Origin of the sequence: Dermacoccus sp. UBA1591 (assembly GCF_002322065.1) — a bacterium.
GTDB classification, from domain to species: domain Bacteria; phylum Actinomycetota; class Actinomycetes; order Actinomycetales; family Dermatophilaceae; genus Dermacoccus; species Dermacoccus nishinomiyaensis.
The window spans coordinates 67,503-79,003 of sequence record NZ_DCNR01000046.1; the positions used below are offsets into that span (position 1 = coordinate 67,503).

The 11,501-nt window shown below is 70.8% G+C and carries 13 protein-coding genes; 11 read left to right on the forward strand and 2 right to left on the reverse strand.

The window, feature by feature from the left end; translation table 11 throughout:
- The 8 genes from B2284_RS05150 to B2284_RS05185 form a co-directional block, all read left to right on the forward strand.
- Positions 1 to 648, forward strand: a 648-nt coding sequence (locus B2284_RS05150) for a RibD family protein (protein ID WP_286697266.1), incomplete at its 5' end; no start/stop codon positions are given.
- Positions 648 to 1,304 carry a riboflavin synthase gene (locus B2284_RS05155; RefSeq protein ID WP_131941115.1) on the forward strand — a complete coding sequence of 219 codons (657 nt, stop codon included), beginning with the start codon at positions 648 to 650 and terminating at the stop codon, positions 1,302 to 1,304. The genes B2284_RS05150 and B2284_RS05155, both read left to right, overlap by 1 nt.
- Positions 1,301 to 1,993 (forward strand): nicotinamide mononucleotide transporter family protein, encoded by a 693-nt coding sequence (locus B2284_RS05160; RefSeq protein ID WP_074039436.1) that lies wholly within the window; start codon positions 1,301 to 1,303, stop codon positions 1,991 to 1,993. The genes B2284_RS05155 and B2284_RS05160 overlap by 4 nt, the downstream gene beginning before the upstream one ends.
- A 60-nt stretch (positions 1,994 to 2,053) precedes the next feature.
- Positions 2,054 to 3,289 carry a bifunctional 3,4-dihydroxy-2-butanone-4-phosphate synthase/GTP cyclohydrolase II gene (locus tag B2284_RS05165; protein ID WP_074039570.1) on the forward strand — a complete coding sequence of 412 codons (1,236 nt, stop codon included), beginning with the start codon at positions 2,054 to 2,056 and terminating at the stop codon, positions 3,287 to 3,289.
- Positions 3,290 to 3,373: 84 nt separating this feature from the next.
- Entirely contained in the window at positions 3,374 to 3,865 is a 492-nt protein-coding gene (ribH, locus tag B2284_RS05170) for a 6,7-dimethyl-8-ribityllumazine synthase (RefSeq protein WP_006943795.1), read from the forward strand.
- 59 nt (positions 3,866 to 3,924) lie between these two features.
- Positions 3,925 to 4,188: a phosphoribosyl-ATP diphosphatase gene (locus B2284_RS05175; protein WP_006943831.1), complete on the forward strand. Its 264-nt coding sequence runs from the start codon at positions 3,925 to 3,927 to the stop codon at positions 4,186 to 4,188.
- 14 nt (positions 4,189 to 4,202) lie between these two features.
- Positions 4,203 to 5,048 (forward strand): ATP phosphoribosyltransferase, encoded by an 846-nt coding sequence (gene hisG, locus B2284_RS05180; RefSeq protein ID WP_006943808.1) that lies wholly within the window; start codon positions 4,203 to 4,205, stop codon positions 5,046 to 5,048.
- A 21-nt stretch (positions 5,049 to 5,069) separates the two neighbouring features.
- Positions 5,070 to 5,543 (forward strand): PH domain-containing protein, encoded by a 474-nt coding sequence (locus tag B2284_RS05185; RefSeq protein ID WP_006943810.1) that lies wholly within the window; start codon positions 5,070 to 5,072, stop codon positions 5,541 to 5,543.
- A gap of 7 nt (positions 5,544 to 5,550) precedes the next feature.
- On the opposite strand, the gene B2284_RS05190 is transcribed toward B2284_RS05185, so the two are convergent.
- A complete protein-coding gene (locus B2284_RS05190) occupies positions 5,551 to 6,165 on the reverse strand; it encodes a nucleoside/nucleotide kinase family protein (protein ID WP_136788432.1) in 615 nt (204 codons plus the stop codon).
- Between the two features lie 49 nt (positions 6,166 to 6,214).
- Between B2284_RS05190 and hisF the strand changes: the two genes are divergently transcribed.
- On the forward strand, positions 6,215 to 6,967 hold the full coding sequence (hisF, locus tag B2284_RS05195) for an imidazole glycerol phosphate synthase subunit HisF (protein ID WP_136788431.1): 753 nt from the start codon (positions 6,215 to 6,217) through the stop codon (positions 6,965 to 6,967).
- A gap of 21 nt (positions 6,968 to 6,988) precedes the next feature.
- Here the strand turns inward: hisF and B2284_RS05200 are convergent, their stop codons facing one another.
- Entirely contained in the window at positions 6,989 to 7,633 is a 645-nt protein-coding gene (locus B2284_RS05200) for a TIGR03085 family metal-binding protein (RefSeq protein WP_006943812.1), read from the reverse strand.
- Between the two features lie 47 nt (positions 7,634 to 7,680).
- Between B2284_RS05200 and B2284_RS05205 the strand changes: the two genes are divergently transcribed.
- The gene (locus B2284_RS05205; RefSeq protein WP_136788430.1) at positions 7,681 to 9,762 is read left to right on the forward strand and encodes an ABC transporter ATP-binding protein; all 2,082 of its coding nucleotides are present in this window, start codon (positions 7,681 to 7,683) and stop codon (positions 9,760 to 9,762) included.
- Positions 9,759 to 11,501, forward strand: a 1,743-nt coding sequence (locus B2284_RS05210) for an ABC transporter ATP-binding protein (RefSeq protein WP_286697267.1), incomplete at its 3' end; no start/stop codon positions are given. The genes B2284_RS05205 and B2284_RS05210, both read left to right, overlap by 4 nt.

An 11,501-nucleotide genomic window follows, 5' to 3' on the forward strand; every position in this document is an offset into this window, starting at 1 on the left:
GCTGCGAGCCAAGACCTCAACGCCGACTGGACGTTCTCCGTCACCCACGCGCGCCCGTTCGTGCGCTGGAAGTACGCCTCGACCCTCGATGGGTTCAGCGCGGCGTCGGACGGCACGTCCCAGTGGATCACCGGCCCGGTCGCGCGCGTCGACGTTCACGCGCAGCGTGCCGAGCACGGCGCGATCGTCGTCGGCACCGGCACCGTTCTCGTCGACGACCCGCAGCTCACAGTCCGCGACGCCCAGGGACGAGCGGGGGTGCAGCAACCGTTGCGCGTCGTCGTCGGCGACACCCCGATCCCCGGCACCGCCCGCGTGCTCGACGACGCCGCTTCCACCCTCGTGCTGCCCCGGCAGAGCCCGACCGACGTCCTCGCCGCGCTGCACGCGCGCGGCATTCACGCCGTCTGGCTCGAAGGTGGACCGACGCTGGCCGCGGGGTTCCTGCGTGCCGGGCTCGTCGACGAGATCGTCGCCTATCTCGCCCCCGCCCTGCTCGGCGCGGGCCGCCCCGCGGCCGCCGACCTCGGCATTACGACGATCGCGGAGGCCCGCCGCTTCGACCTCGTCGACGCCACGACGCTGCCCTCGAACGAACCGTCCGCCACCGACCTGCGCCTGCGCCTGCGTCCCACGAAGGAGATCTGATGTTCACCGGAATCATAGAAGCGACCGGCACGCTCGAGCGCATCGAGCACACCGCCGACGCGGCGATCCTCACGATCGCGGGCGCCGCAGTCCTCGACGACGCCCACCACGGCGACAGCATCGCCGTCAACGGCGTGTGCCTGACGGTGACCACGTTCGACGAGCAGCGTTTCAGCGTCGACGTCATGAAGGAGACGCTCGATCGCACGAGCCTGGGCGCGCTCGTGCCGGGCAGCAGGGTCAACCTCGAACGCGCCATGAGCGCGCAGGCACGGTTCGGCGGTCACGTCGTGCAGGGTCACGTGGATGCGACCGTCCGCATCACCGCCATCGAACCGGGGGAGCGCTGGAGCGTCGTGCGTTTCGACCTGCCCGTCGACCTGGCGCCCTACGTCGTGGAGAAGGGTTCGGTGACGCTCGACGGCGTGTCGCTCACGGTCGCCTCGCGCCAGGAGGCGTCGTTCAGCGTCAGCCTCATCCCGACGACGCTCGAGCTGACGACGTTCGGCGCCGCCCGCGTCGGCGATCTCGTCAACGTGGAGGTCGACGTGCTCGCCAAGTACGTCGAGCAGATGCTCGCGCCGCGCCTCGCTGCGCTCGACATCCGTCTCGTGGAACTCGACGCCCGCCTGGCGGCCTCCGAGGGGCGCGCATGAGCATCTGGGAACAGGCCTACTCGGCGCACCTGACGATCGGCGGTGCGCAGATCACGTGGCGCGAGATCATCGGCAACGCGTTCGGGATGGCGTCCGCGATCGGTGGCATGCGCCGCAAGGTGTGGGCGTGGCCGGTCGGCATCATCGGCAACATGCTGCTGTTCACCGTGTTCGCCGGGCTCGTGTTCGGCATGGACGATCGCGCGCCGATGCTCGGTCAGGCCGGGCGGCAGATCTTCTTCATCATCACGAGCCTGTACGGCTGGTGGGTGTGGCGCGCGAGCCGCCGCGACGGCACGAGCGGTGAGGCCGTCACGCCGCACTGGGCGAGCACGAGCCAGCGCATCGGCTACCTGCTCGCCTGGGGCGCGGGCGTCGTCGTCGTGCACTGGATCTTCACGCTGATCGGCGCGGGTTGGCCGGCGCCGTGGTGGTACTTCTGGTGCGACGCCTGGATCTTCGTCGGCTCCCTGCTCGCGACGTTCGCGATGGCGCGCGGCTGGAACGACTTCTGGCTCATGTGGATCGCAGTCGACGCCGTCGGCGTGCCCGAGCTCATCTATTCCAAGTACTACCCGAGCGCCGTGCTGTACGCGCTCTACGCAGCCCTCGTCGTCGTCGGATTCGTGCAGTGGGTGCGCATCTCACGCCCCCACCGCGTCGCCGAACGCGAGATGGAAGCGGCCTGAGCGATGCACAGCCCGTCGAAGCAGACCGAGACGATGAAAACCGAGACGAGAGAGAGCCTGATGAGCGCCGCACCCAGCGCCGCAACGCCCGAGGAGACGCCGCTGGCGCTGTCGAGCATCGAGGACGCGCTCGAGCAACTGCGGCTCGGACGGCCGGTGCTCGTCGCCGACGACGAGAACCGCGAGAACGAGGCCGACATCGTCATGTCGGGCGCGACGATGACGCGCGAGTGGATGGCGTGGGCGATCCGGCACAGCTCCGGGGTCATCTGCGCGCCGATGCCGGACGCGATCGCCGACCGCCTCCTGCTGCCCCCGATGGTGTCGCGCAACGAGGATCCGAAGGGCACCGCCTACACGATCTCCGTCGACGCGAAAGGCGGCGTGCACACCGGCATCTCCGCAGCCGACCGCGCGCTGACGCTGCGGTTGCTCGCCGACCCGAGCACCGAGCCGAGCGCGCTGACGCGCCCCGGGCACGTCTTCCCGCTGCGCGCCAAGCCGGGCGGCGTCCTCGAGCGCGACGGGCACACCGAGGCCTCCGTCGACCTGTGCCGCCTCGCCGGGCTCGAACCGGTCGCGATGATCGTCGAACTCGTCCACGACGACGGCGCGATGATGCGGCTGCCCGGCGCGATCGAGCTGGCGCAGCGCGAGGGCCTCGCCGTCATCACGATCGAGCAGCTCATCGCGTGGCGGCGCCGCCACGACCGCGTCGAACGCGTCGCGAGCGCCGACCTGCCGACGCAGGTCGGAACGTTCCGCGTGGAGGCCTACGCCGATCGGGAGAACGGCGCCGAGCACCTCGCGCTCGTCGCGGCGACCGACGGTGATGACGTGCCGCTCGTGCGCGTCCACTCCGAATGCCTGACGGGCGACGCGCTCGGCTCGCTGCGCTGCGACTGCGGGCCGCAGCTCGCCGAGGCGCAGCGGCTCGTCGCGCGTGAGGGCGGGGTCGTCGTCTACCTGCGCGGGCAGGAGGGCCGCGGCGTCGGCCTGCTCAACAAGATCCGCGCGTACGCCCAGCAGGACGCCGGCGCCGACACCGTCGACGCGCAGACGAACCTGGGGTTGCCGATCGAGGCGCGCGAATACGGCGCCGCCGCAGCGATTCTGCGCGACCTTGGCATCGAACGGGTGAGGCTGCTGACGAACAACCCGGCCAAGGTACGCGAGCTCATCGAGCACGGGATCGATGTCGTCGAGACGGTGCCGCTCATCGCGGGGCGCACCGTCCAGAACGCCTCCTACCTGCGCACCAAGCGCGAGCGCATGGGGCACACGTTCGACGCGTGAACCGCGCGTCGCATCGGAACCACCAGCCCGGCACACCACCCGCACGCACGAACCACCACTGCAGATCGATCGAAGGAGAACATCATGAGCGGCCACGGAGCCCCCACCCTCAGCACTGACGCGGCGGGCCTGCGCGTCGCCGTCGTCGCGGCGAGCTGGCACGAGAAGGTCATGAACGGCCTCATCGACGGCGCCCGTCGCGGCCTCGCCGACGCCGGCGTCCGTGACGACGACGTGACACTCGTGCGCGTGCCCGGCACGTTCGAGCTGACGGCGGCCTGCGCGCGCCTCGCGCCGCACTTCGACGTCCTCGTCGCGCTCGGCGTCGTCATTCGCGGTGGCACTCCGCACTTCGACTACGTCTGCAGCGCCGCGACGGACGGGCTGACGCAGATCGGCGTCACGACCGGCAAGGCGATCGGTTTCGGCGTCCTCACGTGCGACACCGACGCCCAGGCGCTCGATCGTGCGGGCCTCGAGGGTTCGAGCGAGGACAAGGGTCACGAGGCGGCGACGGCGGCCGTCGTCACGGAGATGACGTTGCGCTCGTTGCAGCTTCCGGCCGCGACGCTGTGAGCGGCGCGACGCCGGGCGCGGTCGGCCCGGCGCGAACGCAGCCGGTAGCCTTGGGCACCGTGAAGAGCTTTGAGCAACTGTGGGAAGAACTGAGCGAGAAGGCGGCCACGCGCCCCGAAGGGTCGGGCACCGTCGCCGAGCTCGACGCGGGCGTCCACTTCATCGGCAAGAAGATCGTCGAGGAGGCCGCCGAGGTGTGGATGGCCGCCGAGCACGAGGGCAACGCCGCCGCCGCCGAGGAGATCAGCCAGTTGCTGTACCACCTGCAGGTGCTCATGCTCGAGCGCGGCATCACGCTCGACGACGTCTACTCCCACCTGTGATCGAAGGGTCCTCCATGCTGCGCGTTGCCGTGCCCAACAAGGGCGCCCTGTCCGAATCCGCCGCGTCGATGCTCAAGGAAGCGGGCTACCGCGGGCGTCGCGAGTCGAAGGAACTCGTCGTCGTCGACCGCGACAACGACGTCGAGTTCTTCTTCCTGCGCCCCAAGGACATCGCCGTCTACGTCGGTTCGGGCACCCTCGACCTCGGCATCACCGGGCGTGACCTGCTGCTCGATTCCGGCTCGAGCGCCGTCGAACACCTGCAGCTCGGCTTCGGCGGTTCGACGTTCCGCTACGCCGGCCGCCCGGGTGTCGCGACGTCCGTCAGCGAGCTGGTGGGGCGCCGCATCGCGACGTCGTTCGCCGGCCTCGTGCGGGCCGATCTCGCCAAGAACGGCGTCGAGGCCGAGGTCGTACGTCTCGACGGCGCCGTCGAGACGGCCGTGACGCTCGGCGTCGCCGACGTCATCGCCGACGTCGTCGAGACCGGCACGACGCTGCGCAACGCGGGCCTCGAGGTCTTCGGCGAGCCGATCCTCACGAGTGAGGCCGTCCTCATCCGCCCGGACGCGCGTGAAGTCGGTGACGCCGCACTGACGCTCGTGCGTCGCCTCGAAGGTGTCCTCACGGCCCGCAACTTCGTCATGATGGACTATGACATCGAAGCTTCCCTCGTCGAACGCGCCGCGGCGCTGACGCCGGGGCTCGAGTCGCCGACCGTCTCGCCGCTGCACGACCCGAACAAGGTCGCGGTGCGCGCGATGGTCAACCGCAAGGTCATCAACCACGTGATGGACGAGCTGTACGCGCTCGGCGCGCGTGCCATCCTCGTCACCGACATCGCAGCCTGCCGCCTGTAGTCGAGCCCGCGAGGAGCAATCATGAGTGACGTCGACGCCTACCGTCCCTTCGTCCCGCGACGCGGGCGGGCGATGGCGTTCACCGCGGCGGCGCTGTCCGTCGTCGTGTTCGGCATCGTCGCGTTCGTCCTCGTGCCCGGTGGCGGTGCGACGGGGTGGACGACGATGGACAAGTGGTCGTTGTTCTTCCTCGGGTGTGCGATCGGCTGGATGCTGTCGCGCTGGGGGCTGGTCAAGGCCGTGCCGAACGAGCGCGGTCTCAAGGTGCGCAACCTCATCCTCACGCGTGAGATCGAGTGGGCCGAGATCCTCGGCGTCCAGTTCGGCGGCGGGCGGGCCTGGGCGACGCTCGACCTCGCCGACACCGAGCAGCTCGCCGTCATGGCCATCCAGCGCGCTGACGGCCCGTCGGCCGAGGCGGAGGCCTCGCGCCTCGCGGCCCTCGTCGAGGTCGCTCGTCAGCGTGCCGCAGCCGCGGCGGGCGCGCACGACTGACGCTCGTTCAGCCCCGAATGGGGTCGTCCGGCACGCGAACGAGCGCGTCGGGGCGCGGTGGGTGCGCCGCGAACCAGGCGTCCTCCTGCAACTCCCACGCGAGCCAGTAGGGCACGAACGTCTCGCCGTCGCGCTCCAGCGCGCGCCGCTTGCGTGTCTCGCGCTCGGCCTCCAGCCACAGGGCGGCGTGGGCGAGCGACCGTCCGACCCAGGTCGCGCCGACGCCTTCGACGATGAGCGGACGATCGGGTGTGATTGTGACGCGTCCTCGCGCCGCCGTGCCCGGCCAGTGGGTCGGCAGGTAGGTGCTCGCGTTGTGGCGTGACCACTGCTCGGCGATGTGACGGGCCCGCACGAGCCCCGCCGACAGCCCGTCCCAGTCGCGGTACAGATCGTCGAGGTGGACGATCTGGGCGTCCACGTGACGATCGTGCAGAGCGCCGGCGAGCTGCGTCTTGCCCGAGCCGGAGCGGCCGTCGATCGTGACGAGCCAGCGCGGGCGCGTCATCCGCGCCTCGACGTGCGCGAGGGCGTCGTCGTATTCGACGTGCGGCACGCACGCGAGGGCGGCGGCCTCGGGACGCACGGGGGCCGAGAGCGAGCCGGCGCGTGCGTCATCCACGGATCAAACCTATCGGCGCCGCGTCCGCCGTGGCCTCTAATCTGGTGCCATGACTGTTGCCGTGCGTGTCATCCCGTGCCTCGACGTCGACGCCGGCCGCGTCGTCAAGGGCGTCAACTTCGAGAACCTGCGCGACGCGGGCGACCCCGTCGAGCTCGCCGCGAAGTACGGCGCCCAGGGCGCCGACGAGTTGACGTTCCTCGACGTGACGGCGAGCTCCTCGGATCGTTCGACGACTTACGACGTCGTCTCGCGCACCGCGGAGCAGGTCTTCATCCCGCTGACGGTCGGGGGAGGCGTGCGCACGGTCGACGACGTCGACCGGTTGCTGCGCGCCGGCGCCGACAAGGTCGGCATCAACACGGGCGCCATCGCCCGCCCCGCGGTCATCGGGGAGATCGCCGACCGGTTCGGCGCGCAGGTGCTCGTCCTGTCGGCCGACGTGCGCCACGTCGATGGCCACTACGTCGTGACGACGCACGGTGGGCGTCGCGCGAGCGACCTCGACGCCGTCGAATGGTGTGCTCGCGCGGAGGCGCTGGGCGCCGGGGAGATTCTGCTCAACTCGATGGACGCCGACGGCACGAAGGCCGGCTTCGACCTCGACCTCGTCGACGCCGTGCGCCGCGAGGTCAGCGTCCCGCTCATCGCGAGCGGCGGCGCGGGCGCCGTCGAGCACTTCGAGCCGGCCGTCGCGCACGGCGCTGACGCGGTGCTCGCCGCGTCGGTGTTCCACTACGGCGAGCTGACGATCGGTGACGTCAAGGGTGCCCTTGCGGCGGCGGGGCACCCGGTGCGCTGACGCTCCGTCGTGCGCTGACGCTCAGATGCCGCGCGGTTCAGCGACGAACCGGTTGATGTCGTCGGGCTCGCCCTCGAACTCGACGAAGCTCATCCGCCCGGCCAGGTGCAGCAGCACCTCGCTCGGCTGGCCGGCGACGATGAACTCGCCGATCGGCTCCGACGGCGAGTTGAGCGCCAGCGGCGCGTGCCCCGGGCACAGCGCCGCGACGCGCATCGCCGAGCGGCGCAGCGTCATCCGTGCGGCCGTGGGCAATGCGTCGTAGAGCGCGTTCTGCAGGTCGGCGCCCAGCACGCGGACGCCGTCCTGGTCGGCGGCCGGCAGCTGAGCGCGCAGGATGTCTTCGTGGTGGATGAAGTACTCCTGCAGGTTCGCGTGCGCATCGACGGCGGGGATGCGGAACGGCGAGAACTCGTGCGGACCCTTGCGCACCATGTCGACGAGATCCTCGAACGGGCGCAACGCGTAGCGCTCCCGGGTGCGTTCGGACGCGTCGCGCACCTGGGGCACGAGGATACCGAGGGCCTCCGGGCGGCGCTCACGCATCGCGAGGTGTGCCATGAGATCCCTGACATTCCAGCCGACGCACAGCGTCGGCGCGTCCGGGCCGAGGCGCAGGGCGGTGTCGCACAGGGCATGACGTTCGGCTTGGGCATACTTGCGCATGCCGCAATGTTGTCACCTGCGCGAATGCGCGAGCAAAGGAACCCCACGTGACCTCAGCCGACCTGGCCCCTGACGCCTCACCTGTGCGCGTGGCCGCCGCCGGCGCCCGCGAGCAGTGGCGAGCGTTCGCGCCCGCCGTCATCGGCGCGACGGCATACGGCATCCTCACCGTCCTCACCGCCCGCGTCATCGGCCACCTCGTCGCGGACGTCGTCACGCCGGCGGTGCGCGATCGTCACCTGGACGGTGCGATGGTCTGGCAGATCGTGTGGCAGCTCGGCGGCGTCGTCGCGCTCAACGCGGCCGCCGTCATCCTGCGCCGCATCGCGGCGGGCGTGGCGTACAACAACCTCATCGCCTCGACGCGGCGGCAGGTGACGCGCGCCTACCAGCTGCTGCCCATGCGCTGGCACCTCGCGCACCCGTCGGGTCAGCTGCTGTCGCACGCGAACTCGGACGTCGAGGCGATCTGGAACATCTTCCAGCCGCTGCCGATGGCGCTCGGCGTCGCCGTCATGCTGGCGTTCGGGTTCGTCTCGATCTTCCTCGTCGACGTGTGGCTCGGCGTCGTCGCGCTCGTCGTGTTCCCGCTGCTCATCGTCATCAACTACTGGTTCCAGGTCGTCATGCGCGCCCGCGTGGAAGCGTCTCAGGCCGCGCGAGCGCGCGTCAGCGCCGTCGCGGACGAGAGCTTCGACGGCGCACTCGTCGTCAAGGCGCTCGGGCGAGCGGACGCGGAGGTGTCCCGGTTCGGTGACGCCGCGGGCGAGCTGCGCGACGCCAACGTCAGGCTCGGACGCACCGAGGGCATCTTCGACCCGCTGACGAACGCGCTGCCGACGATCGGTTCGCTGCTCGTGGTCCTCGTCGGCGCCGAGCGGGTCGCGTCAGGCGCGATCACGGCGGCCGACGTCGTCGAGGTGGCGTACCTGTTCAACCTGCTCGCATGGCCGGTGCGTGCGTTCGGCTGGATCCTGTTCAGCCTGCCGCAGGTCGCGATCGGGTGGAAGCGCGTCAAGCCAATCCTCGACGAGGCGGGCTCGACCGTGGTGCCCGCGCGCACGCTGGAGCTACCCGGTGGGCCGATCGGCGTCGAGGTCGAGCACGTGACGTTCCGTCACGACGCGCGGCCGGCGGTGGGGGCTGATGCTGGGAGCGAGTCGGAGGACGGTTCCGACGTGGCCGAGGGCCTTCAGGAGCGGCGCGCAGCGTTGACCGACGTGACGCTGCGCGTGCCCGCGGGCGGATCCCTTGCCGTCGTCGGGGCGACGGGTGCCGGCAAGACGACGCTCGCGCAGGTCATCGCGGGGCTGACGACGACCGATTCGGGCAGCGTGCTCTATGACGGCGTGCCCGCCGCGCATGCCGTGGCACGCGAGGAGCGGGTGGCCCTCGCGACGCAGGAGGCGTTCGTGTTCAACGAGTCGACGCGTGAGAACGTCGCGCTGGGGCGCGCCGGTGTGGATGCGGGGGCTATTGATGCGGCGCTCGGTGTCGCGCACGCCAAGGGGTTCGTTGCGGCGCTGCCGGAGGGGGAGGACACTTCGCTCGGCGAGCGCGGATCGCGGCTCTCTGGCGGTCAGCGTCAGCGCGTGGCGCTCGCGCGCGTGCTCGCGGGACGCCCCGGGCTCGTCGTGCTCGACGATGCGACGAGTGCCATCGACCCCGCGGTCGAAGGGCAGATCCTCACGTCCCTCGAGGAGGCGACGGACGGCTGCACAAGCGTCATCATCGCGCACCGCCGCTCGAGCATCCTGCTCGCCGACGAGGTCGCGTTCCTCGACGCCGGGCGCGTCGTCGCTCAAGGCACGCACGAAGAACTCATGGCGACGCAGCCGGCTTATGCGCTGTTGCTCACGGCGTACGAGACGCAGGACTCTTCAGCGTCCGGGGACGAGTCTGAGGGCGAGGGCCAAGGCGACTCAGACCGCAGCGCATCGGACGGGGCGACATCGGCTCCGCCTCATGCGGGGTCGGACGAGGCGCCCGCGGGGCAGGGGATCGCAGGGCAGACGGGGGTGTTCCACGAATCGGGTGAAGCGGACGAACGCGGCGCGTTGGGAGCCATGACCGCGGCACCCGAAGCGTCGGTCGTCGATGCCGTCCGCGAGGAAGGCGAGGCGCGATGAAGCGGCGCTCGACAACCGCCACGCAGACAGCCGCCACGGCGCAGGCGGCCGGCGCGACTCCCGTCGTCAGTGATCGCGGCACCCTGCGGCGCGGCCTGCAGCTCGCACCCGAGATGACGCGTGGGCTCGGGTGGACGCTGCTGCTCGCTCTCGTCGCGACGACGAGCAACGTCATCGTCCCCATGACGATCCAGCGCGCGATCGATGACGGCATCCTCGCGCCGGGCGGCATCGACCTCGGTGTCGTGCGCTGGACGTGTGCGCTCGCGGTGGTCGGCGTCGTCGTCGCCGGGCTGTGCTCGTACGTGATGAACGTGCGGCTGTTCAAGGCGTCGGAGGCGGGTCTCGCGACGTTGCGCGTCAAGGCGTTCGCGCACGTGCACGCGCTGTCGACGTTGACGCTCAACGCGTCGCGGCGCGGTTCGATGGTCTCGCGCGTGACGAGTGACGTCGACCAGATCTCGATGTTCGTGCAGCGCGGCGGCATGATGCTCATCGTCTCGATCGGGCAGTTGCTCGTCGCGACGGCCCTGATGCTGTGGTACTCGCCGCTGCTGACGGCCGTCGTGTGGGCGACGTTCGTGCCGCTCGTGTTCCTGCTGCGGCACTTCCAGCGCGTCGTCGGGCGCGCGTACGGCGTCGTGCGTGAGCGCGTCGCGGACATGCTCAGTGCGATCTCGGAGTCGGTCGCGGGTGCCGCGACTGTGCGGTTGTTCGGGGTGCAGGAGCGCACGCAGGCGCGCATGGACGAGACGATCGAACGTCAGCGTCGTGCGGCCATCAGCGCGCAGATCCGCGCGGTCGGTGCGTTCGTGTCGGGGCAGGGCATCTCGGGGCTCGCGCTCGTCCTCGTGCTCGCCGTCGGCGCGTGGCAGGGGGCGCACGGGCGGATGAGCGTCGGTGAGATCACGGCGTTCGTGTTCCTGACGAACCTGTTCACGCAGCCGGTGCAGACGGCGACGGAGGTGCTCAACGACCTGCAGAACGCGCTCGCCGGGTGGCGTCGCATCATCGAGGTGCTCGACACGCCACTCGAGGTCGAGCCGCCCACCGAGCCGGTGACGTTGCCGCGAGGGCCCGTCGGGGTCGCATTCAATGACGTGACGTTCGCGTATCGCGCGGGCGACAAGCCCGCTATCGTCGGGCTGACGGCGTCGGTGGCCGCAGGTCGTCGTGTCGCCGTCGTCGGTGAGACCGGTTCGGGCAAGAGCACGCTCGCGAAGTTGCTGACACGACTCGTCGATCCGTCCGACGGTGTCGTGCGTCTCGGAGGCGTCGATCTGCGCGACCTCGACGACGCGTCGCTACGCGCGTCCGTCGCGTACCTGCCGCAGGAAGGGTTCTTGTTCGACGGCACGATCGCCGACAACGTGCGCTTCGCGCGCCCCGACCTGTCGAATGAGGACGTCGCCGCCGCGTTCGACGCCATCGGCTGCGGCGCGTGGTTAGCGGGGCAGCCCGCCGGAGTGCTGACGCAGGTCGGCGCTCGCGGCGGGCGGTTGAGTGCGGGGGAGCGGCAGCTCGTGGCGCTTGCGCGCACGTACGTCGCGGGCCCTGACGTGCTCGTGCTCGACGAGGCGACCTCCAGCGTCGATCCCACGACGGACGTCGCCGTGGGTCGAGCGCTCGATCAGTTGATGACCGGCCGCACGAGCGTCGTCATCGCGCACCGCCTCGCGAGCGCCGAGAGTGCCGACGAGGTGTGGGTCATGGACGCAGGGCGCCTCGTGCAGCGAGGC

Coding starts and splice junctions, on each gene's coding strand:
- hisF (WP_136788431.1), top strand. CDS start 6,215: ATGACTGTTGCCGTGCGTGTCATCCCGTGCCTCGACGTCGACGCCGGC.
- B2284_RS05155 (WP_131941115.1), top strand. CDS start 648: ATGTTCACCGGAATCATAGAAGCGACCGGCACGCTCGAGCGCATCGAG.
- ribH (WP_006943795.1), top strand. CDS start 3,374: ATGAGCGGCCACGGAGCCCCCACCCTCAGCACTGACGCGGCGGGCCTG.
- B2284_RS05185 (WP_006943810.1), top strand. CDS start 5,070: ATGAGTGACGTCGACGCCTACCGTCCCTTCGTCCCGCGACGCGGGCGG.
- B2284_RS05165 (WP_074039570.1), top strand. CDS start 2,054: ATGAGCGCCGCACCCAGCGCCGCAACGCCCGAGGAGACGCCGCTGGCG.
- B2284_RS05200 (WP_006943812.1), bottom strand. CDS start 7,633: ATGCGCAAGTATGCCCAAGCCGAACGTCATGCCCTGTGCGACACCGCC.
- hisG (WP_006943808.1), top strand. CDS start 4,203: ATGCTGCGCGTTGCCGTGCCCAACAAGGGCGCCCTGTCCGAATCCGCC.
- B2284_RS05160 (WP_074039436.1), top strand. CDS start 1,301: ATGAGCATCTGGGAACAGGCCTACTCGGCGCACCTGACGATCGGCGGT.